This is a genomic window from Aeromonas jandaei, assembly GCF_037890695.1.
GTDB classification, from domain to species: Bacteria; Pseudomonadota; Gammaproteobacteria; order Enterobacterales; family Aeromonadaceae; genus Aeromonas; species Aeromonas jandaei.
Genome location: NZ_CP149571.1, coordinates 2,119,321 through 2,144,890, shown reverse-complemented (window position 1 = coordinate 2,144,890; position 25,570 = coordinate 2,119,321). Strand labels below are relative to the sequence as shown.

19 protein-coding genes and 1 tRNA gene are annotated in these 25,570 nt (G+C 56.2%); 11 read left to right on the top strand and 9 right to left on the bottom strand.

Annotation, left to right across the window (positions count from 1 at the left end):
• The first annotated feature begins 3 nt into the window (after positions 1 to 3).
• Positions 4 to 1,716, top strand: coding sequence for an L-ribulose-5-phosphate 3-epimerase (locus WE862_RS10375; protein WP_339058742.1), 1,713 nt, complete (start codon positions 4 to 6; stop codon positions 1,714 to 1,716).
• A gap of 97 nt (positions 1,717 to 1,813) precedes the next feature.
• The gene (ulaR, locus tag WE862_RS10370) at positions 1,814 to 2,572 is read left to right on the top strand and encodes an HTH-type transcriptional regulator UlaR (protein WP_042033121.1); all 759 of its coding nucleotides are present in this window, start codon (positions 1,814 to 1,816) and stop codon (positions 2,570 to 2,572) included.
• Positions 2,573 to 2,686: 114 nt separating this feature from the next.
• On the opposite strand, the gene WE862_RS10365 is transcribed toward ulaR, so the two are convergent.
• A tRNA-Ser gene (locus WE862_RS10365) sits at positions 2,687 to 2,774 on the bottom strand.
• 198 nt (positions 2,775 to 2,972) lie between these two features.
• On the opposite strand from WE862_RS10365, the gene WE862_RS10360 reads away from it, so the two are divergent.
• From WE862_RS10360 to WE862_RS10350, 3 genes are all read left to right on the top strand, one after another.
• A complete protein-coding gene (locus WE862_RS10360; RefSeq protein WP_033113039.1) occupies positions 2,973 to 3,629 on the top strand; it encodes a Bax inhibitor-1/YccA family protein in 657 nt (218 codons plus the stop codon).
• Between the two features lie 164 nt (positions 3,630 to 3,793).
• Positions 3,794 to 5,947 carry a YccS family putative transporter gene (yccS, locus tag WE862_RS10355; RefSeq protein ID WP_042033024.1) on the top strand — a complete coding sequence of 718 codons (2,154 nt, stop codon included), beginning with the start codon at positions 3,794 to 3,796 and terminating at the stop codon, positions 5,945 to 5,947.
• Positions 5,948 to 5,971: 24 nt separating this feature from the next.
• On the top strand, positions 5,972 to 6,322 hold the full coding sequence (locus WE862_RS10350) for a TusE/DsrC/DsvC family sulfur relay protein (RefSeq protein ID WP_042033020.1): 351 nt from the start codon (positions 5,972 to 5,974) through the stop codon (positions 6,320 to 6,322).
• A 64-nt stretch (positions 6,323 to 6,386) separates the two neighbouring features.
• Here WE862_RS10350 and WE862_RS10345 read toward each other — a convergent pair whose 3' ends face one another.
• The 4 genes from WE862_RS10345 to WE862_RS10330 all read right to left on the bottom strand — a co-directional run bounded on the left by WE862_RS10345 (position 6,387) and on the right by WE862_RS10330 (position 10,269).
• Positions 6,387 to 7,127, bottom strand: a complete 741-nt coding sequence (locus WE862_RS10345; RefSeq protein ID WP_082035526.1) for a hypothetical protein — start codon at positions 7,125 to 7,127, stop codon at positions 6,387 to 6,389.
• A gap of 166 nt (positions 7,128 to 7,293) precedes the next feature.
• Positions 7,294 to 8,199: a Gfo/Idh/MocA family protein gene (locus WE862_RS10340; protein ID WP_042033018.1), complete on the bottom strand. Its 906-nt coding sequence runs from the start codon at positions 8,197 to 8,199 to the stop codon at positions 7,294 to 7,296.
• Positions 8,200 to 8,405: 206 nt separating this feature from the next.
• Positions 8,406 to 8,792 (bottom strand): hypothetical protein, encoded by a 387-nt coding sequence (locus tag WE862_RS10335; RefSeq protein ID WP_042033016.1) that lies wholly within the window; start codon positions 8,790 to 8,792, stop codon positions 8,406 to 8,408.
• Positions 8,793 to 9,414: 622 nt separating this feature from the next.
• A complete protein-coding gene (locus tag WE862_RS10330; protein ID WP_225628269.1) occupies positions 9,415 to 10,269 on the bottom strand; it encodes a LysR family transcriptional regulator in 855 nt (284 codons plus the stop codon).
• Between the two features lie 129 nt (positions 10,270 to 10,398).
• On the opposite strand from WE862_RS10330, the gene WE862_RS10325 reads away from it, so the two are divergent.
• The 3 genes from WE862_RS10325 to WE862_RS10315 all read left to right on the top strand — a co-directional run bounded on the left by WE862_RS10325 (position 10,399) and on the right by WE862_RS10315 (position 12,584).
• Positions 10,399 to 11,007 carry a short chain dehydrogenase gene (locus WE862_RS10325; RefSeq protein WP_033113045.1) on the top strand — a complete coding sequence of 203 codons (609 nt, stop codon included), beginning with the start codon at positions 10,399 to 10,401 and terminating at the stop codon, positions 11,005 to 11,007.
• Positions 11,008 to 11,190: 183 nt separating this feature from the next.
• The gene (locus WE862_RS10320) at positions 11,191 to 11,694 is read left to right on the top strand and encodes a DinB family protein (RefSeq protein WP_042033014.1); all 504 of its coding nucleotides are present in this window, start codon (positions 11,191 to 11,193) and stop codon (positions 11,692 to 11,694) included.
• 245 nt (positions 11,695 to 11,939) lie between these two features.
• A complete protein-coding gene (locus WE862_RS10315) occupies positions 11,940 to 12,584 on the top strand; it encodes a hypothetical protein (protein WP_225628271.1) in 645 nt (214 codons plus the stop codon).
• A 170-nt stretch (positions 12,585 to 12,754) separates the two neighbouring features.
• Here WE862_RS10315 and WE862_RS10310 read toward each other — a convergent pair whose 3' ends face one another.
• Entirely contained in the window at positions 12,755 to 13,936 is a 1,182-nt protein-coding gene (locus tag WE862_RS10310; protein ID WP_042033013.1) for a M28 family metallopeptidase, read from the bottom strand.
• A 660-nt stretch (positions 13,937 to 14,596) separates the two neighbouring features.
• Between WE862_RS10310 and WE862_RS10305 the strand changes: the two genes are divergently transcribed.
• The 3 genes from WE862_RS10305 to WE862_RS10295 all read left to right on the top strand — a co-directional run bounded on the left by WE862_RS10305 (position 14,597) and on the right by WE862_RS10295 (position 18,543).
• Entirely contained in the window at positions 14,597 to 14,815 is a 219-nt protein-coding gene (locus WE862_RS10305) for a DUF7661 family protein (protein ID WP_033135155.1), read from the top strand.
• 504 nt (positions 14,816 to 15,319) lie between these two features.
• A complete protein-coding gene (locus WE862_RS10300; protein WP_042033011.1) occupies positions 15,320 to 16,087 on the top strand; it encodes a hypothetical protein in 768 nt (255 codons plus the stop codon).
• Complete coding sequence (locus WE862_RS10295; protein WP_082035525.1) at positions 16,084 to 18,543, top strand: DEAD/DEAH box helicase; 2,460 nt, start codon at positions 16,084 to 16,086, stop codon at positions 18,541 to 18,543. Before WE862_RS10300 ends, WE862_RS10295 begins: the two co-directional genes overlap by 4 nt.
• A 101-nt stretch (positions 18,544 to 18,644) precedes the next feature.
• Here the strand turns inward: WE862_RS10295 and WE862_RS10290 are convergent, their stop codons facing one another.
• From WE862_RS10290 to WE862_RS10280, 3 genes are all read right to left on the bottom strand, one after another.
• On the bottom strand, positions 18,645 to 21,038 hold the full coding sequence (locus tag WE862_RS10290) for a YgiQ family radical SAM protein (RefSeq protein WP_042033005.1): 2,394 nt from the start codon (positions 21,036 to 21,038) through the stop codon (positions 18,645 to 18,647).
• Between the two features lie 194 nt (positions 21,039 to 21,232).
• Positions 21,233 to 24,361 carry an efflux RND transporter permease subunit gene (locus WE862_RS10285; protein WP_042033004.1) on the bottom strand — a complete coding sequence of 1,043 codons (3,129 nt, stop codon included), beginning with the start codon at positions 24,359 to 24,361 and terminating at the stop codon, positions 21,233 to 21,235.
• A complete protein-coding gene (locus tag WE862_RS10280; protein ID WP_042033001.1) occupies positions 24,361 to 25,410 on the bottom strand; it encodes an efflux RND transporter periplasmic adaptor subunit in 1,050 nt (349 codons plus the stop codon). The genes WE862_RS10285 and WE862_RS10280 overlap by 1 nt, the downstream gene beginning before the upstream one ends.
• Between the last annotated feature and the right edge of the window lie 160 nt (positions 25,411 to 25,570).

Sequence of the window (25,570 nt, the reverse complement as noted above, 5' to 3'; positions counted from 1 at the left end):
ACGATGCGCTATCACGCCCTGGCCCTCGATCTCGATGGCACCACCCTGACCAGTGCTCACACCATCATGCCGGCCGTCAAAGAGGCCATCATGAGGATCAAGGAGCAGGCCACCGTCATGCTGGTCACCGGCAGACACCACACTGCCGCCCACCCCTATCACCACGAACTGGGGCTGACCACTCCCATCATCTGCTGCAACGGCACCTACGTTTACGACTACGACCGGCGCGCAGTGCTGGCAGAGAACGCCATTCCCCATCAGCTGGCACAACGCTTTATCGCGCTGGCAAGGGAGCACCGGCTCAACCTCGTCATGTATGTCACTGACCGCATGGTCTACTCCGCTCATCAGCCGGTGCGCTACGTGGCGGCCCTGCAGCAGTGGGCCAGCGGCTTTGCGCCGCCGATCCAGCCGCAGGTAGCCAGTGTTGACTCGTTTGAAGAGGAGCTGGCCAACAGCAGCCATGTCTGGAAGTTCGTGGCCGAGGGAGAGATCGCCGCCATTCAGGCCTTCTCACATCACCCCTGGGTACGCGAACACTTCAGTGGCGAGCAGTCATGGACCAGATCGGGTCGATTTTGCCCGCCGCGGCAACAGCAAGGGAGCGCGACTGCAGGATTATCTGGACCAGCAAGGGATCAGCCCGGCGCGACTGGTCGCCATCGGCGACAACCACAACGACACCTCCATGCTCTGCCTCGCAGGGATGGGCATCGCCATGGCCAATGCCGAGCTGGAGGTCAAACAGATGGCCAACCGGGTCACCTGCGAGAGCAACGACGAGGGCGGGATCCTCGAGGTATTGAACCGCTATTTCCCTATCTGAATGCAGGAGCTTGTATGCACCACTTTGACCATGCCTTACGCCTCGGCCTCTATGAAAAAGCGATGCCCTCTGCACTGGAGTGGCAAGAGAAAATTCTGTCGGCCAAGGAGCTTGGCTTTGATTTCATCGAGATATCCATTGATGAATCAGATGAAAAACTGCAACGGCTCGATTGGTCAGATAGCGAAATCTATCGGCTCAGACGCCTGTGCGAGCAGCACAGCTTGCCGTTGCACTCCATGTGCCTGAGCGCCCATCGCCGCTTTCCGTTTGGTTCGCAGGATCCGGCCATCCGCGCACAGGCGGCCATCATCATGGAAAAAGCGATCAATCTGGCGTACAAGCTCGGCATTCGCTGCATCCAGCTGGCGGGCTACGACGTCTATTACGAACCGCAAAGCGACGAGACCCACCGCCACTTCATCGACGGGATGAAGGCGGCTGCCAAAATGGCAGAGCGGGCAGGCATCATGCTGGGTGTGGAGATCATGGATACCCCCTATCTCAACTCCCTCAGCAAATTCGAGGTGCTGAAAAAGCAGATCTCCTCCCCCTACTTCATGGCCTATCCGGATGTCGGCAATATCACCGGCTGGAACTATGACACCTGCACCGAGCTGCAATTGAGTGCAGACCATATCGTGCAGATCCACCTCAAAGACACCCGCAAGGTAACGGCCAGTTGCAGCGGGCAGTTCCGTGATCTGGTCATTGGCGAAGGAGAGGTCGACTTTGCCGCCATTTTCCATACTCTGGCAAAAATCGGTTACAACGGCCCTCTGGTGTTGGAGATGTGGGCCAAGGATGAAGAGTGGGCCAGCGACCTGAAAACGGCCAAAGCGCGACTGGTCGAACACGCTCGGCAAGCCGGTCTGGCGATCGCCTGAACGCCCATTATCAGAAGAGTAAACAAGGTTGCTGTCATCGACACCCATGCGCGATATAATCACCACCCAATCAGATTCAATCATCATCAGGCATGATATGACAGAAGCACATCGCCATAACGCCATTTTGGAACTGCTCAATCAGAAACGTCATCTGTCGGTCAACAGCATAATGCAAGCCTTTGATATTTCTCCGGCCACTGCGCGCCGCGATATCAACAAGCTCAATGACTCCGGCAAGCTGCGCAAGGTGCGCAACGGGGCCGAAGCCCTGATGCAGGCCAGAAAGACCCACTGGTCTCCTCTCGACAGCAATGAAAGCCTCAATCACAGCGAAAAGGTGCGCATCGCCCAGGCGGCTGCTGCGCTGATTAAACCGGGGGAAAGCGCGGTCATCAACTGTGGCTCCACCGCCTTCGTGCTGGGTCAGGAGATCTGCGGGCAGGATGTTCAGGTCATCACCAACTACTTCCCGCTCGCCAACTACCTGATCGAGAATGACCATGACGGCGTCGTGATCATCGGCGGTCAATACAACAAGTCACAATCCATCACCCTGGCACCGCAGGACGAGATCTCCTCCCTCTATGCCGGGCACTGGATGTTTACCAGCGGCAAGGGTGTCACCGCCGATGGTCTCTACAAGATGGATATGCTGACCGCCATGGCGGAGCAGAAGATGCTCAACCACGTCGGCCGACTGGTGGTACTGGCCGACAGCAGCAAGGTGGGACAACGGGCAGGCATGCTGTTTTGCGCCGCCAGCAAGATCGACATTCTGATCACCGGCAAGGATGCGGATAAAGAGGTTATCGAGCAGATCAAAGCCAAAAATGTGCAGGTCATTCTGGTCTAGGACATAAAGTGCCAGGGCGCTTTGTCGGCGCCTTCATTAAAGGCCATTTTCGGTCAGAAACCGCAGATACAAAAAAGCCCAAGCGGGTGACCGCTTGGGCTTTCTCTTTGAATATGGCGGAGGAGGTGGGATTTGAACCCACGGATGGTCGCCCATCGCCGGTTTTCAAGACCGGTGCATTCAGCCGCTCTGCCACCCCTCCGAACGGCGAGCATACTACGTCAAGCGCTTGTTCATATGCAATACATATTTCCTGTGGGATAGTGTGCGGGAGCAAAATGGCAGGTGGCTTGAAATTGTTCCTCGTCATCCCTATTTGTTCTTCATAGAATGCTTAGGCTTTAAGTGATGACGAGACGGCCGCTCGCCGCCTCAACAGGACACCAAGAGGACACCCAAGATGGATACCCGTTCTATCTACACCGGCACCCAGAGTGCCGCACGCGATACCAACAAGGTGCTGCGTAATACCTATATGCTGCTCTCCCTCACCCTCGGCTTCTCTGCCGTGGTGGCGGGCATCGCGACCGTGATGAACATGCCGCCGCTGCACTGGGCCATCTTCCTCATCGGCGTATACGGTCTGATGTTCCTGACCGAGAAGAACCGCAACAACAGCATGGGCCTGGTATTCACCTTCGCCCTGACCGGTCTGCTGGGCTATAGCCTGGGCCCCATCATCAACATGTACATGAACAATGGTGGTGGCGAGATCGTGATGACTGCCCTTGGTGGCACCGCGCTCACCTTCTTCGGTCTGTCGGCTTATGCCCTGACCACCAAGCGTGACCTCTCTTTCATCGGCGGTATGCTGTTCGTCGGTTTCTGGGTACTGCTGGTGGCCATGATTGCCAACATCTTCCTGCAGATGAGCGCCCTGAGCCTGGCTCTGTCCGCCATGTTCATGCTCTTCTCCTCCGGGGCCATCCTGCTGACTACCCAGCAGATCGTGCGCGGCGGCGAGACCAACTACATCTCTGCCACCGTCACCCTGTATGTCTCCATCTACAACATTTTCCTGAGCCTGCTGAGCCTGCTTGGCGGCAACCGCAACTAATCAAAAACCCCGCTTCGGCGGGGTTTTTATTGGCTCCTGTTTCTGTCAGGATAAGTTGCAAATCAAGGATATGATGCGAAGCGGCCCTGATCCAAATCAGGGCCGTTTCTCCTTTGGCGGGGTAACATCCTGCCCTCGTTTCGTTCAAGGGTTGTTCCTGTTTCATGCCGATGGATCTCTCTGGCCTGCTGCGCCGACTGCTGACCGATAGTCACATCTACTTCGCCCTCAAGGTGCTGCTGGCCATTCTCGGTCTGCTCGCCTTCACTTTGGCCACCGGCAATATCCAGCTCACCGTGCTGCTCTCTCTCGGGGTAGTGGCGGGCGCCATCGCCGAAACCGACGACAGCCTGTGGGGACGGCTCAAAAACCTCGCCATGACGCTCATCTGCTTCATATTCGCGTCCCTCTGTGTGCAGTATCTCTACCCCACCCCCTGGCTGTTTGCCATTGGGCTCGCCAGCTCCACCTTTATCTTCGTGATGGTGGGGGCGCTCGGCGCCCGCTACGCCACCATCAGCTTCGGCTCACTGCTCATCGCCATCTACACCATGCTGGGGGCCGCCAAGGCGCCGGATCTCTTCTACCAGCCGCTGGCCCTCGGTGCCGGCGCCCTCTGGTACGGACTGGTCTCTTTCATCTGGCTCTGGCTGCTGCCCTACAAGACCCTGCACGAGCAGCTGGCCCAGAGCTACTTCGCCCTTGGCCGCTACCTGCTGGAAAAGTCCCGCTTCTTCCCGGCGGACGAGCACGGCGCCCAGGCCATTCGCCACAATCTGGCCCAGCTCAACATCAATCTGGTGAGCGCACTGACTCTCACCAAGTCGGCCCTCAACGCCCGCCTGAGCCGCCGCCATCCGGCCAGCCCCGAGCTGGCCAGCCTGCTGCGCCTCTACCTGCTGGCGCTGGAAATTCACGAGCGTGCCACCTCCAGCCACTACCCCTACAGCCGGCTGGAGGCGGAGCTCAAGCAGGGCATCGTACTGGAAGGATTTCAGGAGGTGTTTCTGCAACTCTCCGAGGCGTGCCAGCGGCTCGGTTACGCCATTCTGGTGCACAAGCCCTATGCCCATAACAAGCGCATTCACTGGACGCTGGAGGCCCTCGGCGATCAGCTGGAGTTCACCAATCTCAAGCAGCACTACCCGAAAACCCTGCTGACGCCGATGAAGTTCCTGCGCCGCAATCTGGCCAGCATCAACCAGCTGCTCGGCAGCGCCGAAGTGCTGCAAAACCCCGAGCAGCCGGAACAGGAGTTGCCCGCGCTGGCGCGGCCGCCCCGCCTGCCGCTGCTGACCCAGCTCAAGCAGCACCTCACCTTGCACTCCATGGTGTTTCGCCACGCGCTGCGTTTGTCGCTTGGTCTGGTGATCGGCTACGGCATACTGCAAGCCTTTGACCTGGAGAAGGGCTACTGGATTTTGCTGACCGTGCTGTTTGTCTGCCAGCCCAGCTACAGCGCCACCCGCCGCCGACTGGTGCAGCGGATGCTCGGCACCTTCGCAGGGATTCTGGTGGGCATTCCGGTGCTCTGGCTCTTCCCCGAGCTGCACGTCCAGCTGGTGGTGATGGGGCTGGCCGCCTTCCTGTTTTTCACCCAGGTGCGCAACAACTACAGCGCCGCGGTCTGCTTTATCACCCTCTACGTGCTGATGGCGTTCAACCTGCTCGATGGCATCGGCTTTGCCATTCTGGGGCCACGGCTGCTCGATACCCTGCTCGGCTGCCTGATCTCCTACGGGCTGGTGGCCTGGCTCTGGCCGGACTGGCAGTACAAGCGGCTGCCGACGCTTATCGCCAACTCGCTCTCGGCCAACGCCCGCTACCTCTCGGCGGTACTGGCGAGCCTCAAGCAGCAGCGGGACGAGTCCATCGACTATCGGGTGGCGCGCAAGAGCGCCCATCTGGCGGACAGCGAACTGGCCACCGCCTGGCAGAGCATGCTGGTGGAGCCGCAAAAGCGCCGCCGCTTCCTCGATCTCTGCTTTACCCTCACCTGGCGCAACCACGCCCTGCTCTCCTACATCTCGGCACTGGGGGCCCATCGCGACAAACTGGAGGCCATCAGCGGGCTGGATGAGGTGCGCCACCACATCTGCCACACCCTGGAGCAGGCCGCCGGTCATCTGGCGGGCAACCCCTCCAGCTCCATCGGTGGTCAGTGCCCGGTGATCAGCCCGGATAGCAGCGAGGAGCAGCTGATGCTGACCCAGCAGCTCAACCTGATCAGCGAGCTGGCGGATCAGCTGCTGCATCTGGCCAACGAGAGCCGGTTGCTCACCGGGGATCAAGGCGCTACCATGCCCGCCCAATCCTGATAGCCCCATTAGCGAGGAGCCCTCATGTCTGCGTCCGAAAAACATCAGCTGGAATTCAACGGCCAACTCATCGAGACCGATGCCAAGGGCTACCTGCTCAACAGCAGCGACTGGAGCGAGGAGCTGGCGCTGGTGCTGGCCGCGCAGGAGGGGATCACGCTTGAGGAGCCGCACTGGGAAGTGGTGCGCTTTGTGCGCGCCTTCTATCTGGAGTTCAACACCTCCCCCGCCATCCGCGCGCTGGTCAAAGCGATGGAGAAGCAGTACGGCCCCGAAAAGGGCAACAGCCGCTACCTCTACAAGCTGTTCCCGGAAGGCCCAGCCAAGCAGGCGACCAAGATTGGCGGCCTGCCCAAACCGGTGAAGTGCATCTGACCCCATAAAGCGGGCGGTGCAAAATCACCGCCCATTCCATTCGTTGTTGGCAACAAAAAGCCATTTATCTACCAAACAACCTTGCAAAGAATCCCTTCTTTTTTTCTTGTGTTACTGGCTCAGTCATACTTTCTATCTGAGCAAGTTGTTCAAGGCTCGCCTCTGCATACAGCAAGGCTCCATCAGGATAACAATTAAATAAATTTGTCAAACTGCGAGTTGAGTTCAAATCTAGTGGATTCGGCTCAACTATTTCTGTCGCCTCAACCAGTGCCAAGTCATTTTCTATAGCGTCATCAACTGCACGCCAAAATATATCCAGACGACCATGAGAAAAAACATCGTCCAGTTTGTCACGAACTGCAGAGTTACAACTGTAATCACTGCGTAATGCTTTCAGTGCCTCGTTGGACAAGAAAACACCTCCACAGTAATTTTCTGTCAGGCGATTATCAAATACGCAGTTTTTAAAATCTTCTGGCACTAATTGTTTCCAGTCACTAACATAGCGTGACATTAATTTATCATCAGCTAAAAATGAAAATGCAGCGCCTCTGAGGTAATGATGTTTGCGTAAAAACCCAGAAATAATTGCTATATAAAAGGCATGACCTTTGTTAAAAGGTAAATCTTTTTCGATAGTTCTCGCTTCTGCGAATCTTGACTTTAATTGTTCAGTGTAAAAATCATCCACTCCAAATTGCGAAGCAATGGTCTTGTAATGCTCAAGATCTTGCAGACCTTTAAAATAAATTAAATGAACTTCTTCTTTACTGATTGGGTGATAAGTAATATCCCATCCCATAACACCGCCTCAAATAATAACTTTTATTCACCTTGAGATGAATTTGAGTGTAACAAAGAACCAAGTATCCTGTCCGATATGGAATATGATTCTTGCCAGTGCAATAAAACTACCAAGGATGTCATATCACTCAGCATGGTAGTTGTCATTTTTCCACCTCTATTCGTTAAACCGCAAGCTCCACCAACTGCTCCGCCAACCGGTGACCGTGCAGGTAGGAGGCGATCAGCTCGCTATCGGCCTTGCCGATTGCAATCTGCTGATACCAGTGCTCCAGCATGGCGGCAAAGCCGCGCTGGGTCAGCACCGGCTGCCAGTCGTTGGGGGCCAGCATCTGCGCTGCCTTGTCGCGGGCGATGCTGCCGCGGGTGCAGTTCTCAAGGTGCAGGGAGAGGTTGTCGCCGTAGGCATCGATGCGCTCCTCGGTGATCCCCGCGCTGCGGTTCATGCTGCCGCTGATGGCGCGATCGCCGCTCTGCCAGCTGACGCTTACCACGGCCAGCAAACTCTTGTCCTGCGCATCGGGGCGCAATACAGCATGAAAGTCGCCGTCCGGCACGCCGCCATAGAAGCAGAGGCTGTCGAGCACATGGATAAAGTCGTCGAACATAAAATCCCGCGCCTTGCCCGGTAGGGCAAAGCGGTGCTTTTGCCAGTTAAGCTCGGTGAGCGGCTGGGCCCGTGCCTCGGCCATGGCGGGCAGATAGCGGCGGTTAAAGCCGGTAAAGAGGGCACAATCTTGCGCCACGGCGAGATTGGCCAGCGCTTCTGCCTCGGCCAGATTGTCGCACAGGGGCTTGTCGACAAAGGTAGGGATCCCTGCCCGCAGGCACTGCTCGGCCAGCTCGCGGTGCACGGCGGTGGCGGCGTGGATCATCACGGCGTCGGGGCGGCTGGCCAGCATGGCCGCCACATCGGTAAAGCACTCGGCGACCCGATACTGGCGGGCCAGCAGCTCCAGCACCGCTGGATTGCGGGTGCAGAGCAGCGGGGTGACCCGCCCATCGCTGGCAAGCAGCGGCAGATAGGCTTTTTGGGCGATATCCCCCAGACCAATCATGGCAATGCGCATGACAACTCCTTGTTTTATCTGGCAAGCGTGTGAAGGGCTGCGGCAACGACTCTTGCGGCAACCCGGCAATGCAAACTGGCGGACAGGGTAACACTCCCCTCGGGCCGCCTCCATCGGCGGCACCAAAAACAGCAGGGGCGACCCGCTGGTCGCCCCTGTCGATTCATCCCTTGCCTCTCCGGCCAACCAATGGCGGCCTGCGGGCATCAGCCCCGTGACAGCCCTTTGAGGGACTGGCAGTCGTAGTAGGTGATGCGCGGCTTGTCGTTGTAGTTGAGATCGATCACCCCGAACAACATCTTCTGCGCCGGCAGATAGATGTGAACGTAGTTGGCCTGCTTGGCATCGGCGACCTTGAGACTCTCCTGACTGTTGTTCATGTAGGAGTTGAGCATGCCGGCGCTGCTGTAGCGCTCCAGCAGGTTCATCGGCATCTCTTCGTTGTGCTTGAGGGTGCAGTTGTTCTCCGGCTTGGGCGGGAACTGACCAATAACCACTTTGCGCCCTTCCGGGCTGGTCTTGTCAACAGAGGTCATGCTGCCGGCACAGGCCGTCAGCAGCAGAGCGGGCAATAACAGAAACAGTTTTTTCATGGAACCTGAACTCACAAAATGAGGCCATCCCGGCCCGGGTTTTCGCCGCGGTGGGGGCCGGAGCATCTGCCGCCAGCCTCACCGCCGTCGCTTGTTATATAGGTCTCGCCAAGGCGAGTGGCGCGCATCTTCACACCCCGCCCGTCGATATTCAATCACTATTCAATCAATAGGGCGGGAAGAGTGTAACCAGATATTTCATGGGGTTATCCAGCCCGCGCTGGACGCACCTTGCCGCCCTTTTCCGCCAACCATCCCATCGGCGCAAGCCCCCATCCTTGCTGGCCTTGGGGCCGACTCCCCTTGCCTCTTTTGGCCGCTGTTATCCGGTGATCGGGGGGATGGTTTGCTGCGCCCCTCCCCCTTGGGTTTACCCATGCCAAGAACCAATCGTTTCACCTATGTAACGCTTCAAGGGATTCGTGTTTCACCTGCGCAAAAATCAGGGTTGGACTGGCAGCGGCGGTTGGCAGGCAGGGACGAACAGCGATCGTCCGACTGGGTCACAAGGGATTGGCCGAACTGGAGAAATGGTGGGACGGGGCTGAACAGGACGGCTGGTGATGGCCGGACAATGACTTTCCCTCAACCGGCCTCACCGGCCCGAACGCTTGTGGTGCGCTCAGGCGGAAGCGAGCGGGGTGGCGGCCTTGATCACCTCGGCCAGCCACTCGATGGCGAGATTGCCCTGACTTTTGCGGTGTCTGCCGACCACCACCTCGAACTGCTGCGGCGCCCCGGCCAGCTCCACGGTGCGAAAATCGCCGAGGGCGGCGATGGCCGACGGAATGCAGGCCGCCACATCATTGACCGACATAAAGGCTTGCAGCGAGGTGTAACAGGGGAGCGTCGCCACCGCCGCACTGGCAACCTGCTGCGGGCTCATCTGCCCTTCGAAATTGCCGACGCTGTTGGCGAACTGCACAAAGGGGATGGCCGCCATATCCTGCGGAGCCTTGTCCGGAAGATATCGGGAGTCGCGGCGCAGCACGCAGCAGTAGTGATCCCGGCGCAGGGTGGCGCGCAGCAACCCCGGGTCGAGATAGGCATCAAAACCAATCACCAGATCGACCTCGCCGCTGGCCAGCCCCTCCAGATGCAGTTCGGCCTGAAAGTCCACCACATCGAGCCGGATGGAGGGCGCCTGACTGCGCAGGGCGCTCGCCAGCCTTGGGATAATGGCGAGCTGGGCATATTCGTTGGCCATCACCCTGAAGGTGCGCTCGCTGCTGGCGGGATCGAAGGGGGTTGCCACAAAGACCCCGTCGATATCGGCCAGGATCTGCTCGAACCTGGCGGCCAGCTCGCAGGCGTAATCGGTCGGCTGCAACCCGGCGCTCTGGCGGATAAACAGCTCGGCGGGAAAGAGATCGCGCAGCTTTTTCAGATGGCTGCTCACCCCCTGCTGGGAGATCTCCAGCAGCTCGGCCACCCGCGACACACTCTTGTATCTCACCAGCAGCACGAGTAACCGCATCTGCCTGATATCGATCTTCTCCACCCTTACCTCACCAATTTCAGTTGTATCACATACAAATCACCCATGATTTACATTGTATCATTGGCTCTCTAACCTTGCAGCTCTTCCAGCAAAGCGAGGTTAACGATGAAAACTGTCATTCTGATTGGTGCTCAGGGGAAAATGGGGCAAGCCGCCCTCAGCGGTCTGGGCAAGCACAAGGTCATTACCGCCAGCCGCTCCGGCGAAGGGTGTGATTTTCAGGTGGATATCACCAGCAGAGAGTCCATCGAGCGGCTCTACCAAAACGTGGGTTCCTTCGATGCAGTGGTCAATACCGCCGGCTATTGCGAATACGCCCCCTTTGGCGAGATGAGCGACGAGCAGTGGCAAACCACCATCCAGAGCAAGCTGATGGGGCAGATCAATCTGGTCAATATCGGCCTCAACTACATCAATCAGGGGGGCTCCTTCACCCTGATCTCCGGCATCCTCAATATCAAGCCGATCCCGCTGGCCATTGCCGATGCCACCACCAGCGGCGCCATCGATACCTTTGTCCAGTGCGTGGCCCACGAGCTGCCCCGCGGCATTCGCATCAATGTGGTCAACCCGACCGTACTGGAAGAGGCGTGGGACGTATATGGCGAGATGATGCCGGGCTTCCAGCCGGTGCCGGGCGCTCTGGTCGGCAAGGCGTTTGAGCGCTCCGTCGATGGCTTTATTAGCGGTCAGGTGCTCTATGTCGATGCCTGATCCGGTTCAGGTATGACCCCAATGCCTTGGTAATTCTTTGTCGATGTTTTTCCTCTTCCCCGAAAGCGCCAGCTCTCGGGGCTTTTGCATGGCGGGGGCTAAAGCTGCAATAGAATGGGTTTCGTATTGAGCCCATTTTGGCTAACATGCCGCACTTCACTAAGCGACAAGGGCAAGGACGCGATGAGCAACAAGACACTGCAATCCCTCTTTCACTGCAAACGCTGGGCCGATGGCGAGCTGCTGGATGCCATCGCCACGCTCGATGCGCAGCAATATGGCGAGGCCCACCACACCTGCCTCAGGATCTTCAACCATATCCATGTGGTCGATGCCATCTTCAAGGCCAATCTGCTGGGGGAACGCCACGGCTTTACCGCCACCAATACCCCGGAGACACCGACCCTGACCGCCCTGCACGGCGCAGTCACCGAGCTGGATAACTGGCTGGTGGATTACGTTGGGGCACTGAGCCCGCAAGAGGGAGCAACCCCACTCTCGTTTCGCTTTGTCGATGGTGACCAGGGGCAGATGAGCCGCGACGAAATGCTGCTCCATCTGGTCACTCATGGCGGCTATCACAGGGGCGCCATCGGGCGGATTCTGGTGCAGTGTGGCATCACGCCGCCGCGCGATACCCTGACCACCTTTTTGCATCGCAACGAGCCGGAGCGGCGCAACCGCTGATCCCGGCACCGGCAGCCACCACAGCCGCCGGTTTATGGCGTCCAGCTCACAGTCATGATGGCTTCGTTTGGCTTACCATGGCGCTCTTGTCCCTGTTGCCATGCAAAGGGCTGTTGCAGGCTATTTGCCGGAATGGATTACCGCTGATCGAACCCCTGTTTGGCTGCTGCCGTTTATTGGCGGCGGCCATGGTGGCTTGTGCGCTATCGGCGCCTATAAAACGCGTTATTTATGGATATATAACGATGAAAGCATCAATTGCAGTCAGGGCCCTGTCGCCCTATATATTCGCTATTTTGTCAGTTGGGCTGATATCCAGCGGATACAATGCGCTGCCGATATATTGCGGCCTCGCAGTGGTGCTCTATCCGGTGCTGGTTGCCATGCTGGCCAACGACTGGGAAAAAGAGGGGCTGGTCTATCGCGAATCGACCCTGGTCGAGGTGGATGTCAATGTGCGCGGGATCCTTATTACGGAGCAGAGACGACATCTGGAGAACCTCTATTTTGTCTCGCCGGAAATAATGCAGGCCAAGCTCACCCGCCTCGCCCGTATCAAACTGCTGCTCTGTGGCGCCATGTTTGCCGTGTCGCTCTATGAACTCGCCCTGCAAGCCGAGGCTCAGTTTGCCCTGCCCGCCGTCAATATGCTGGATATCAATCTGCTGGATATATGCGGCCTGATGATCGGCCTTGGCGCCGTGCTGTTTCTCGGCCACTGCGCGAGAAAAAGCCTCTCCCTCTATGAAGCCTGTCGCCATAAAAACTATCTGGTGCACTCTTATGACGAGCCCGGTGCCCAGCTCTATAGCGCCACCATTGCGCTCAAGGGGGACAACCTGCAAGTGCGCCATACCCGCATCTTCGATGCACTGCTGGCGTGGTATTGAACAAGCGTTACCTGAAACTCGGGATAACGACCTTGCAGGGTGTTTCCTCTTCCCCCAAAGCGCCCTGCTCTCGGGGCTTTTTGTATGGCGGGGGCAAAGCCGCACAGAAGATAGAAAAAAGGAAGGAAGTCGAGACTTCCTTCCTTTGGGCTTGTGCAGCGGCCTGTGACTCAGTTGATCTTGCCCATTTCAACGGCAAAGCTGGTCGCCAGCTGGGCAAACTTGAGAGCGTGGCCAGCCGAGGGATCCGAGTTTTGCAACGTATCCTGCGCCGTGTGGATCCTGGGGTTGTATTCGCTAAAGCGTGACTCGAACGGCATGGCGGCGGGGTAGCCCTGATTGTGCCAGGAGGCGTGATCCGAGCAACCATAACCACAGCTGTCATAGCCATAGCTGACTTGCGGCAGGTAGGCATCGATCAGCTGGGTGAGGTAGCCGGTCAACCCCTTGTCGGTGTAGTCGGTCATAAAGACGATGTCGTTCGCCGAGCCCTTGTAGTTGGTCATGTCCAGCTGGAGCGCGGCCAATACCCTGGTGTTGGCCGCCTTGTAGCGGCTGGCGATATCCTTGGAGCCCCGCAAGCCCACCTCCTCCGCCGCATAGCCGATAAATTGCAGGGTGCGCTCCGGCTGGCGGCCCTGCTCGGCGATGACCCGCAGCACCTCGGTCAGGGTAGCGATGCCGGAGGCGTCATCATCGGCGCCGGGGGCCAGCGTCTTGCTGTTGGGGGCCGAGCCTGCGGTGGAATCAAGATGGCCGCCGAGCACCACCACCTCGTCCGGATAGCGGCTCCCCTTGAGGGTCAGCACCACCGATTGTTGCGGGTAGCCGCTATGTTTGACCCGGCTGACGCTGGCCCATGGCAGGGTGCTACCGAGGCTCTGCCACTGGCTGGCCACCCAGTCGGCAGATTGCGTGCCGGTGGGGGTGGTGTAGTAGCGGTTGCGCCAGCCGGACAGCTTGCTGATGGTGCTGGCGATATTGCCTTGATCCAGATGGGGCAGCAGCCGGTTGACACTGGCCCCCTGGGTCAACGGCGGGGCGCTGAACAGGTTTTGGCTAAGGGGCTGGGCCATGCTCTGCAGCGCATCGGCCAGGGTCGTGTGCACCACATAGCCGCCGCAGCGCTGGTGCCCCTCGTGCATCAGGTGCGAGAGGGAGCCAAGCTCGCTTGCCTCAATCTGGGCCAGCTGGACGGGCGCCCCGCTGGCACTGAACAGGGGAGAGAGCTTGGCATTGACCTGCTTGAGTTCAACCCCGCTATCGGCCCCAATGGTGATCCACACGGGCACCCCCGCCTGAACGGCAAGGGGAATCAGGGGGAGCAAAAGGGCTGCAGTCATCGCTTTCATGTCGGATCCTTCCGGTTATGGTTAACAGTAAACAGGCTTAATAGGTCTCATAAGAAGACCAAGCTAGTCTAGTCACCCACTGCCGTTAAATCGACCACTTCCTGCACCAAATGGCACCACCTGATGTAAAGCGCGCCAGCCGGGGGTTTTATCTCTAGCGGGCCACCTGTTTTTCCCTCCCCGCCCCTGTTGACCGACTAGCATCGCCCCTTGATTGTTCCGCCTGCGCAACAGCTGCTCGCTTATGCGTTGCACCAGTAAAACAATTTGAGGGGTTCTAGCACCCGGCCATAGCCGCAGGATGACCAGCAGCCAGCGCCCGATCACTGTCCGGTTGGCAGCAAGGCCGCAGAGAATGAAGAGTTTGATAGCGGTCATAAAACGCGTTGTTTCTGATGGTTACATCAGGTTAAGGCTCACCTCGACAGTGTCGTTTGGCTTACCATGGCCGCTCAGAACCTGTTCGGCTGCGATGAGTTGCGGCCCTCGTGGATCAAGGGAGCATATTGGAAGCAGGCATCTTGGAAGCAGGTATCTCGGAAGCAGGAATCCATGGTGGCGGTAGCGTTATGCCTTGCTCACACAGGCAGGTGTCCCGGATTTCGTATTAAAACGGGATAACAGCGGGCGGCAAGGCAACAGCACGAGAAGGAACATTGCATGATGATATTCAGCGTCTTTGGCCGACTGGTCGGCGTAAAACGGGAGGGGGAGCAGTGGCTGCTGTTTAACGTCAGCCTGCCCGAGCGCAAATACTCGCGCATCCGCGATGTGATTATTCCCGACTTTCTGACCGAGGATGAGATCCCGCGCTGGCTTGACGATATCTATCATGAAGCCGCCAGCGCCGCCCATCCCGATGTCGTGCGTATCGAGTAAACCGCCCGTTTGCTGCCTGTCGGCCATGCCATGGTTCAGATCGGCGGGGCTGCTTTGTCCCTCCCCGCCACTGTGGCCCTGCCCACACCGCCCTTGATTGTTCCGCCTGCGCAACAGCTGCTCGCTTATGCGTTGCACCAGTAAAACAATTTGAGGGGTTCCAGCACCCGGCCATAGCCGCAGGGTGACCAGCAGCCAGCGCCCGATCACTGTCCGGTTGGCGACAAGGTCGCAGAGCAAGAAGAGTTTGATAGAGGTCAAAAAACGAGACGTTTCTGATAGTTACATCACTTTAAGGCTCGCCTCGGCAGTTTCGTTTGGCTTACCATGGCCATTCAGAACCTGTTGAACTGCGATGGGTTGCTGCCAGCGCAGGTCAAGGGAGCATATTGGAAGCTGTAATCCATGGGCGGTAGCCTGCAATTTGGCTGCACAGCACCTTGATAAGAAGGGTGGGTGTCCCAGATTTCTTAATTTGTGGGCTTATTAAGTAAGGATTTAATTTTGATTATTCCTGAAATTAAAAGGTTTTCTAACAATGTTGAATTACATGTATTAGATTTCATTAATTTAACACCAGAAATCACTAAACAAATAGATGACCAGTTAGTCCAAATATGTGAGGGAGATAGTGACTCCGATCTGGATTTGGTTAAGTCTAATTTTCTCAAATTCCTCGAGACCAAGGATGAGCGAACTAAAATAGGAGCTGTTGCAGAGTTTTTTGTTCATTTATATTTAAGGCAAATGAAATTAAAGCAAGAGTTTCTATTTTTCAATCTTGAGGAAGGATCAATAAAAAAAGGGTTTGATGGTTTCTTTTCCAGTGAAACAGAAGAATATCTAGTTGAAAGTAAATCGGGATTGGCCTCTACAGATGGCATTAGCCACAAGAATAAAATAAAAGAAGCATACAGTGACATATCATCTGTAATAGCTGGAGATAGTAGAAAAAGTAAAAATAACCCATGGAGAAACGCTTATAACCATGCATGCCACGCGGATGTTGGCACTAGCAAAACGATTAGAAAAAAAATTAAAGAACTATCAGATCTTTTTGACAACGGTGAGTTTGGAAAAGTAGACAAGTTTAATATCATCCCATGCTCAAGTATATTTTTGATGAACGGTTGGGATTCTAATTTCTCTCATCAAATATTAAGAACTGATGATGCTTTTTTTGAATCATTAACAGCTAAGTCAACGAAAGCTATCTGTATAACAAAGGCAAGTTATAATTCATTCCTGCTATATCTTAGAGGTGAATCGTGAGCAATTCAGATACGTTAACTTGGTTAAGTAAAGATTCACGTTTTTATGAAATAAATGAAAAAATAGCTAAAAACATTAACTTAAATGAGAAGGAGAGCACATATGCATTATCAGTTGCCATTCTTCTAATTAAAGAGTTTGAAAGAGATAGAAGGAGGGCTTATTTCTTGGAGTTTGGATACTTCTTAATCCTATCATACTCATTACAAAGTAATAATTACACTCCGTTATTTGATCTAAGTACTAACCTGGGATTTTATCCTATCTCTAAGTTCATTATAGATAATGACCTTATTGAAAATAGCTTTTCTAATGAACTTGTAGCCAATGGACTGAAAAAATTCAAATACAATGATATAACAGAGACACTAGAGCAAAACAAATATAGAAATCAATTAATTGAAAGTAGTGCAAATGATAATTGCTATATAGCACCGACATCATTTGGTAAAAGTGCAATGATAGTGGAACTCATAAAAAATATAACATCAGGAAAAATATTCATTATCGTTCCAACTAAGTCACTACTCACTCAAACCTACAAATTGATAAGCTCTTTCTTTACAAATAGAAAAGTAATTTTCCATGATGAAATGTATGATGGCGAAGATAGTTTCATAGCTGTATTTACTCAAGAACGAGCGCTACGACTATTAAAAAGTCAAAATAATATGCAGGTTGATGTTCTATTAATTGATGAGGCTCATAATCTCTTTGAGTCATCATCTAGGAGTATTCTATTAAGTCGATTAATTCGTAGAGTTAGAATGAGAAAACCAGACTCTCACCTCTATTATTTCTCGCCATTGATAAATGATAGTAATAACTTGAAATTTGAAGAGCAGCAAAGGATAGAAACAAGAAAAATTCAATTTAATATTAAAGAACCTGATATTAGTGAATTTAGATTGGATGGCTCTGTATATAGATACAATCGCTTCCTTAATGAATTTTTTGAACAACAAGAGAAAACCGCTGTCTTCCCTTATATTTTTTCTAATGCAAAAAATAAAAATTTCATTTATCTAAGAGCGCCTAAAAAGGTTGAAGAGTTTGCAGGGCTTTTAGCAAACACCCTGACACTTTCAATCACTAAAGAACTAGAAGAATTGGCCCAAGTTATATCGCAAAATGTACATGAAGACTTTTACTGCGTTGAGTTAGTGAAAAGAGGAATGCTGTATATTCATGGGAAACTACCTGACCTGATAAAAGAGTATTTGGAGTTTAAATTCCGCACTATAAACGAGCTGAACTTTATAGTTGCAAACTCAGTAATTCTTGAAGGCGTGAATTTACCCATAGACAATTTATACATTTTAAATACACACTCCCTGGGTGCAAAAGAGCTCACCAATCTGATTGGTAGAGTAAACAGACTTAATGAGGTATTTAGTGGTGACGCCCCTAACCTTTCTAAATTAAAGCCCTCCATACACTTTATTAACACGGAGGAGTTCAATAGAAAAAATAGCAACATGAGCAATAAAATTAAGGAGTTAAAGGCAGGGCGTACTAATGATGATGAAGTTAAAAACCCAACATTACTAAATTTTGACATTACGAAATTTGAAAACATAATTGATACATCAACTAATTTAGATGCCATCGATGCAGCTAGAAATGCAAAAGAAAAAGCCTTGTCTATCATTGAAAGGGAAAAGTTTTTAACTGAGCTACCAAGCTCAGAACTAGAGAGATTAAAAATTCTCTTTTTTGAGTCAGGATTGCATTTAACATATATTGATCCAGATGATGCATTTGATGAAATAACTAATAATGTTAAGAGTATTAAAGCACATCCTAACTTTGTTGATATGGATACAATAGAGAAGATATATCACATTTTCATATCTGGATTTGAAAATAAAATCCTTGATCAATCATTTTCTCGTCTAAAAAATGAAAAAGCCCAAAATTATTACCGTTCGTTCGTCAAAAACATTCACATGTTAACCCTCAAAGAACATATTAACTCGACCGTCAGATATTTTTATAAAAATGCAACCGATACAGGCAATAATTTATTTTATATTGGGCGTTCATATGGTGAAGTTAACAAGGATGGCAACTCTAGCGGCACAAGGACTTATATAGATTTATCGACAAAAAATAAAAAGGAATTGGTGAATTTAGCTCTGGTTAAAATAAAAATGGAAAGTGACTTTCTTTCATATAAACTAAATGAGTATGTAGCCATATTAAAAGAGTTTGGCGTTGTATCCGAAGATGAATATAACATGTTTATTTATGGTACAGTTAGGAAGGCTAGTACTAATTTAACAAGGTTGGGATTAAGCGGGGCGATAATAAGAAAGTTTGAGTTGGATGGGCAAATCAATAATATAGAAATCGATTCTTTTGGGCATGTTTTTGTTAACGATTCTTTTATGAAATATCTTAATAAACAAGATGATTTAGTACAATTTGAGATTAAGAAGTATCTGGCGTTATAACCTATCACAGGTGATAAATTAGTTATATTGCTGTATTTAAAATATAAAAAGGCGACCATCCGGTCGCCTTTTTATTTCCAACAATATCCCAATCAGGAATATCACCGTGCCGGTCGCTTGGCACCATTTCCTTTCGCTGCAGGCTTGCCGCCCTGAGTGGCGGGTTTGGCAGAGCCGGCACGGGTCGGCGCCTTGCCCTTATGGGCGGGTTTGCCAGCCGGTTTGCCCTTACCTGCACTCTTACCAGCACTATGACCTGCGCCTTGTCCGGCGGGCTTGCCGTTCCCCAGCTTGAGCTCGGAGCCCAGCGGCTTGCCATTGCCGCTCTTGTTGGCGTTGCCGCTAGCGTGCTGGCCGTTGCTCTGGCCCGCCCCCTTGTTGCCTGCGCCATTACCACGCTGATGGGCAATGTTGCTGTGGCGAGTCAGGGCCGGTTTCATCCCCTTGCCGCTGGCGGCGCGCTCGTTGCGTCCTTCCGCAGGCACCAGACAGCCGGGGCCACTGCCAATCAGGTGGCCCTTGCCCATGGCGAGCAGGGCTTCGCGGATCATCGGCCAGCCTGCGGGGTCGTGGTAGCGCAGCAGCGCCTTGTGCAGGCGACGACGACGCTCGCCCTTGGCGACAAAGACATCGCCCCCTTCGCGGCTCACCTTGTTTAACGGGTTTTTCTCCGTGTAATACATGGTGGTGGCGTTGGCGAGCGGCGACGGGTAGAAGTTCTGCACCTGATCGAGCTTGAAGCGGTTCTCTTTGACCCAGAGCGCCAGATTGACCATGTCTTCATCGGTAGTGCCCGGGTGGGCGGAGATGAAGTAGGGGATCAGGTACTGCTGCTTGCCCGCCTCTTTGGAGTATTTGTCGAACAGCTCCTTGAACTGGTAGTAGCTGCCCATGCCCGGCTTCATCATCTTGGAGAGGGGCCCCTCCTCGGTGTGTTCCGGCGCGATCTTGAGGTAGCCGCCGACGTGGTACTTGGCCAGCTCCTTGATATAGCGGGGATCTTCGACCGCGATGTCGTAACGCACGCCGGAGGCGATGAGGATCTTCTTGATCCCCTTGAGATCGCGTGCCTTGCGATAGAGGTTGATGGTCGGGCTGTGGTCGGTGTCCATATGCGGGCAGATGGTGGGCCAGACACAGGAGGCGCGACGGCAGGTCTGCTCGGCTTTGGGGCTCTTGCAGCGCAGCTTGTACATGTTGGCGGTGGGGCCGCCGAGATCCGAGATGACGCCGGTAAAGCCCGGCACCTTGTCGCGGATATCTTCGATTTCTTTCAGGATCGACTCTTCCGAGCGGCTCTGGATGATGCGCCCTTCGTGCTCGGTGATGGAGCAGAAGGAGCAGCCGCCAAAGCAGCCGCGCATGATGTTGACCGAGGTCTTGATCATGTCGAAGGCCGGGATCTTCTCCTTGCCATAGGCGGGGTGCGGCACCCGCTGGTAGGGCAGGCCGAAGACGCCGTCCATCTCCTCGGTTTCGAGCGGGAAGGCGGGCGGGTTGACCCAGACGATGCGATCGCCGTGAGCCTGCGCCAGGGCGCGGGCACAGCCGGGGTTGGTCTCGTGGTGCAGAATGCGCGAGGCGTGGGCGTAGAGCACCTTGTCCTCTTTGACCCGCTCATAGGCGGGCAGCTTCACGTAGGTCAGCTCCCACGGCTTGGGCTTGGCCGGCTGCACCAGCACGGGTTTGGCCTCCTGCGCGGCGGGTGCCGCGTCGGTGGCGTCATCTGCGCAGGGCGCCCCTTCCATATAGGGGTTGGGGATGGGATCGATGCGGCCAATCTGGTCGAGCTTGCTCGAATCCACCCCTTTCCAGCCCGGCAGCGGCTCCTTGCGGATAACGGCGGTGCCGCGAATATCCTGCATGGTCTCGATGGTCTCCCCCGCTGCGATGCGGTGAGCCACCTCCACCAGCGGCCGCTCGGCGTTGCCGTAGATGAGGATATCGGCCTTGGCATCGAGCAGAATGGAGCGGCGGATGGTCTCGGACCAGTAGTCGTAGTGGGCGATACGGCGTAAGGAAGCCTCGATGCCGCCGATAACGACGGGCACCTCCTTGAAGGCCTCCTTGCAGCGCTGGGTATAGACCAGGGTGGCACGATCCGGCCGCTTGCCGCCCACATCCCCCGGGGTGTAGGCGTCGTCGTGGCGCAGCTTTTTGTCGGAGGTGTAGCGGTTGATCATGGAGTCCATGTTGCCCGCGGTCACCCCGAAGAAGAGGTTCGGTTTGCCCAGACGCATAAAGTCATCCTTCGATGACCAGTCCGGCTGGGCGATGATGCCGACCCGAAAGCCCTGCGCCTCCAGCATCCGGCCGATGACCGCCATGCCGAAGCTCGGGTGATCCACATAGGCATCCCCCGTCACCAGAATGACGTCGCAGCTGTCCCAACCCAGCTTGTCCATCTCTTTGCGGGACATGGGCAGGAAGGGCGCCGTGCCGTAGCACTCGGCCCAATAGCGGGGATAGGAGAAAAGGTTGGTAACCGGCTGCATTTTAACCACCTGGAACAATTCGGGTCGCGCATTATACCGGTTGCGGCCAAGGGGGGCGATGGCTTTTTGCCCCCAGAGTTCGCACGGGATAAGGGCTGGCCATCCATTCCGGCAACCACTGGCTAGCAAACGGGCCAAAAGCAAGGGCGCCTGCAGGCGCCCTTGTTGGCAACGCTCACCCTGACGGCGGCGCGTCAGTGAGCCGGGGTCTGTTCGTCCCCCTCCCCTTTGCCGGTCAATTTGGCGGCCAGCGCCTCGTCCACCTGCTGATCCCGCTGCCCGGTCATGCCGGCGTGGCGGGCGATCAGGTGGTAGGTGGCGGGCACTACCAGCAGGGTAACCAGAGTCGCCAAGGAGAGGCCGAAGAATACCACGGTACCCACCGCCATCCGGCTCTCGTAGCCCGCCCCCATGGAGAGCATCAGCGGCACCGCACCGATAATGGCGGTGAGCGAGGTCATCAGGATCGGGCGCAGGCGGCGCACCGAACCTGCGATGATCGCCTCCTCGAATCCTTCGCCGCGCTGGCGCAGCTGGTTGATGAACTCGACGATGAGGATACCGTTCTTGGTCACCATGCCGATCAGCATGATCATCCCGATCTGGCTGTAGATGCTCATCTCCTGCCCCGTCAGCCAGAGGCCAAGCAGGCCGCCGAAGATGCCGAGCGGCACCGTCATCATCACCACGGTCGGGGTGAGGGTGCTCTCGAACTGGGCCACCAGCACCAGATAGACCACCAGCAGGGCGAGGCCGAAGACCATCGCCATCTCCCCCTGATTGTAGCGGTAATCCTTGGAGTCACCGGCGTAATCGACCGTCATGCCGCTCGGCAGATGCTCGTTGGCCCAACCATCGAGGAAGTCGAGGGCCTCACCCAGAGTGTGATCCGGTGCTACGTCGGCGGTCAGGGTCACCGCCTTCTGGCGCTGGTAGTGGTTGAGGCGGTTGGCGGTCGCCACCTGCTTCACCGTCGCCAGGGTCGAGAGGCTCACCATCTCGCCATTGGCCGCCTTCAGGTAGATGCGACCGAGATCCGAGATGCCGTTGAACTCCTTCTGGTTGGCGCGCAGGTAGACGTCATACTCCTCGCCCCTGTCCACATAGGTGGTCTTGCTCACCCCGCCCAGCATCGCCTGCAAAGTGCTGGCAACGGTGGAGACCGGAATGCCGAGCTGGCTGGCGCTGTCGCGCGAGACGGTCACTTGCAGCTCCGGGGTCTTCTCGGCGTAGTCGAGATCCGGGCTTATCATCAGGCCGCTCGCCTGCGCCGCTTTTTGCAGCTCCAGCCCCTGCTGGTAGAGCTCGGCATAGTCGTTGCCCTGCAGCACGAACTGCACCGCGGCGGTGGAGCCGCCCCGAAAGCCCGGCTGGAAGGTGCGGATCATCACGTCGGGAATACCGGCGAGTTTGGCACCCAGCGAACGGGAGAACTGGGTGGCGGTGATGTCGCGCTCGGCCCAGTCGGTGAGCTGGATGATCACCATGCCGGTCTGATCGCCGCCACGGCCAAAGGCGGGGGTGCTGAAGCTCATCGCCTTGACCACCCCCTTGCCCAGCATCGGCATGATGGCGGACTCCACCTGCTGCATGTTGCGCTTCATCCGCTCGATACTGGTCCCCTCCGCCCCCTTGACGAAGACGAAGACCACGCCGCGATCCTCGGTCGGGGTGAGGCTGCTCGGCAGCTGGGTAAAGAGGGCGCCGATACCGGCCAGACAAAGCAGCAGCGCCAGCGGCATCCAGCGCGAGCGGCGCAGCAATCCCTGCAGCAGGCGGCGATAGTGCCCCTCCACCCAGCCAAGGCCGCGATCGAGGGCCGCCGTCAGCCGGTTCGGCTTGTCGAGCGGGCGCATCAGCCAGGAGCCCATGGCCGGGGTGAGAGTCAGCGCCACCAGCGAGGAGCAGAGCACCGCCAGCGAAAGCAGAATGGCAAACTCGGTAAAGAGCCGGCCCACCATGCCATCCATAAAGGCGATGGGGATAAAGACCATCACCAGCACCGCGGTGGTGGCGATGACCGCAAAGCCCACCTCGCGGGTGCCGTGCCAGGCCGCCAGCAGGGGCGGTTCACCCCGCTGCAGATGGTGGTGAATGTTCTCCACCACCACGATGGCGTCATCCACCACCAGACCGATGGCGAGAATAAGCGCCAGCAGAGTGATGAGGTTGATGGAAAAGCCGAGATACCAGGCGCCGATAAAGGCGGAAATCAGCGACACGGGCACCGTGATGGCCGGAATAAGAGTGGTTCGCCCCTGACCGAGGAACAGGTAGAGCACAGCCACTACCAGCACGGCGCAGATGGCCAGGGTTTCATATACCTCGTCGATGGCCTGCTTGATAAAGATGGTGGAGTCGTAATCGACCTCCAGCTTGGCCCCCTCAGGCAGGAAGCGCTGCATCTCCACCAGCTTCTTCTCCACCCCCTGCGCTACCGCCAGCGGGTTGGCGGTGGACTGGGCGACAATGCCTATCCCCAGACTCTCGCGGCCGTTGCGCTGGTAGGCGCTGTCTTCGTTCTTGGCCCCCACCTCCACATCGGCGATGTCGGAGAGATAGACGCTCTGGCCGTTGGCGGCGGTGCGCACCTGCAACTGCTGGAAATCTTCAGCCGTGTGATAGAGCCGGGCAATCTGCACCGACATGGTCATGGAGTTGTTGCGGATCTCGCCGCCCGGCAGCTCGATGTTCTCGCGCTTGAGGGCATCCTGCACATCCGCCACCGTCACGCCGCGCGCCGCCATATCAGCGGGGCGCAGCCGCACATACATCACCTGGGTGAGATCGCCGGAGAGCTCCACTTCGCTCACCCCGTCCACCAGACTGAGGGGGTCGACCAGCACCCGGTTGGCGTAATCGGTCATGGCGGTGCGATCCATCTGGCTGCTGCTGAAGTTGAGCCAGACCGCCACATCACCGCTGCCGCTATCCTTGGTCACCAGCGGATCGTCGGCATCCTCCGGCAGCTTGCTCTTGGCGCGGGTCAGGGCATCGCGCACATCGGAGACCCCCTCCACCATGTTCCAGCCCAGCTTGAACTCCACCGTGATCATCGAGCGCCCCTTGCGGGTCACCGAGTTGATGTTCTTGATGCCGCTGATACCGGAGAGCTGATCCTCGATGGGTTTGGTGACCTGACTCTCCATCACCGCCGGGGCTGCCCCCTCATAGGTGGTGGTGATGGTGACCGACGGGGTCTGCACATCGGGCATCTCCCGCACCGTCAACTTGCTGAAAGCGACCAGACCGAACACGGTGAGCAGGGCGCTGAGCACCACCGCCACCAGCGGGCGGCGTACTGAGATATCGGAGAGCCACATCAGCCGTTTACCTCCGCCAGATCGCGGACTTTGGCGCCATCACGCAGATTGACCAGCCCCTCGACCACGATGCGATCGCCGACTTTCAGCCCTTCGGTTACCCAGACGGTCTCCCCCTCGGTCTCGCCAAGCACCACCGGCACCCGCTTGACCCGGCCATCGGCCTCGAGGCGGTAAACGAAGCGCTGCTCGCCGGCATACTCCACCGACTGGGCAGGAATAAGGGTGAGCTGGCGGGAGGGGAGCGAGAGCTCGACGTTGAGCAGCATGCCCGGGCGCAGCTGGCCGTTGTGGTTGGGCAGCTCGACCCGCGCCTTGATGTTCTGGGTCTCGTTGGAGATGCGGCTGTCGAGGGTGGTGAGGGTGCCGTTGAAGTGCTGATCCGGCCAGGCAGCGCTGGTCGCCGTTACCGCCATGCCGGGGCGCAGCAGGGCGAGGTAGCGCTCCGGCACCGCCAGATCGAGGCGCAGGGTGTCGATATCGTCGAGGTGCAGCAGGGTATCGCCGCTATTGACCAGCGCCCCTTCGCTCAGATCAATCAGGCTGACGGTGCCGGCAAACGGCGCCTGCAAGTTACGCAGGGAGAGCTCGTAGCGGGCGGCATCGACGCGCGCCTGCACCTGATCGACGGTGGCCTCCTGCCCCTCCAGCACCGACTGGGTGACGGCGCCACGGGCCACCAGCTTGCGCATCTCGTTAAGCTTGCGGTGCTCGTCGCGCAGGCTGGCGCTCTGCTCGGCCAGCTCGGCGCGCTGCTTGCCGTTGTCGAGGGCGATCAGGGTCTCCCCTTTGGTAACGCCCTGCCCGGACTTCACGGCGATATTGACGATGCGACCGGTCACCTCGGGACTGATGACGACGGAGCGGTTGGCCTCCAGCTTGCCCACCAGCTTGAGGGTCGGCTCGGCCAGACTCTGCTTGACGGTCTGGGTGCGAATATTGATCTCGCGGGTCGGGGCCTTGGCTGCCGGTTGAAAGTGACCAACCGCCCACCAGATGGCAGCCACCAGAGAGAGCAGGCCGAGGCCCAGCCAGATACGCATTTTCATCGAGCAATCCATGAAGAGTTGAGAGAGGGAAATCTGATTGGGGGCCATTTTAGCCCCAGACTATGCCGTGACTATGTATAAATGTGACAAAACGTAACAGGAGTGGCGCAAGATCACTGCAATCAAGCCTTTTCGATCCCTTTTTCAGCAGAGTCGCATA

What these genes read in the sequence shown, in the direction of transcription:
- WE862_RS10320 (WP_042033014.1), top strand. Translation starts at nt 11,191, where the DNA reads ATGAGCAACAAGACACTGCAATCCCTCTTTCACTGCAAACGCTGGGCC.
- WE862_RS10350 (WP_042033020.1), top strand. Translation starts at nt 5,972, where the DNA reads ATGTCTGCGTCCGAAAAACATCAGCTGGAATTCAACGGCCAACTCATC.
- WE862_RS10360 (WP_033113039.1), top strand. Translation starts at nt 2,973, where the DNA reads ATGGATACCCGTTCTATCTACACCGGCACCCAGAGTGCCGCACGCGAT.
- WE862_RS10375 (WP_339058742.1), top strand. Translation starts at nt 4, where the DNA reads ATGCGCTATCACGCCCTGGCCCTCGATCTCGATGGCACCACCCTGACC.
- WE862_RS10305 (WP_033135155.1), top strand. Translation starts at nt 14,597, where the DNA reads ATGATGATATTCAGCGTCTTTGGCCGACTGGTCGGCGTAAAACGGGAG.
- yccS (WP_042033024.1), top strand. Translation starts at nt 3,794, where the DNA reads ATGCCGATGGATCTCTCTGGCCTGCTGCGCCGACTGCTGACCGATAGT.
- WE862_RS10325 (WP_033113045.1), top strand. Translation starts at nt 10,399, where the DNA reads ATGAAAACTGTCATTCTGATTGGTGCTCAGGGGAAAATGGGGCAAGCC.
- WE862_RS10310 (WP_042033013.1), bottom strand. Translation starts at nt 13,936, where the DNA reads ATGAAAGCGATGACTGCAGCCCTTTTGCTCCCCCTGATTCCCCTTGCC.
- WE862_RS10290 (WP_042033005.1), bottom strand. Translation starts at nt 21,038, where the DNA reads ATGCAGCCGGTTACCAACCTTTTCTCCTATCCCCGCTATTGGGCCGAG.
- WE862_RS10285 (WP_042033004.1), bottom strand. Translation starts at nt 24,361, where the DNA reads ATGTGGCTCTCCGATATCTCAGTACGCCGCCCGCTGGTGGCGGTGGTG.
- WE862_RS10340 (WP_042033018.1), bottom strand. Translation starts at nt 8,199, where the DNA reads ATGCGCATTGCCATGATTGGTCTGGGGGATATCGCCCAAAAAGCCTAT.
- WE862_RS10335 (WP_042033016.1), bottom strand. Translation starts at nt 8,792, where the DNA reads ATGAAAAAACTGTTTCTGTTATTGCCCGCTCTGCTGCTGACGGCCTGT.
- ulaR (WP_042033121.1), top strand. Translation starts at nt 1,814, where the DNA reads ATGACAGAAGCACATCGCCATAACGCCATTTTGGAACTGCTCAATCAG.
- WE862_RS10330 (WP_225628269.1), bottom strand. Translation starts at nt 10,269, where the DNA reads ATGCGGTTACTCGTGCTGCTGGTGAGATACAAGAGTGTGTCGCGGGTG.
- WE862_RS10315 (WP_225628271.1), top strand. Translation starts at nt 11,940, where the DNA reads ATGAAAGCATCAATTGCAGTCAGGGCCCTGTCGCCCTATATATTCGCT.
- WE862_RS10280 (WP_042033001.1), bottom strand. Translation starts at nt 25,410, where the DNA reads ATGAAAATGCGTATCTGGCTGGGCCTCGGCCTGCTCTCTCTGGTGGCT.
- WE862_RS10345 (WP_082035526.1), bottom strand. Translation starts at nt 7,127, where the DNA reads ATGGGATGGGATATTACTTATCACCCAATCAGTAAAGAAGAAGTTCAT.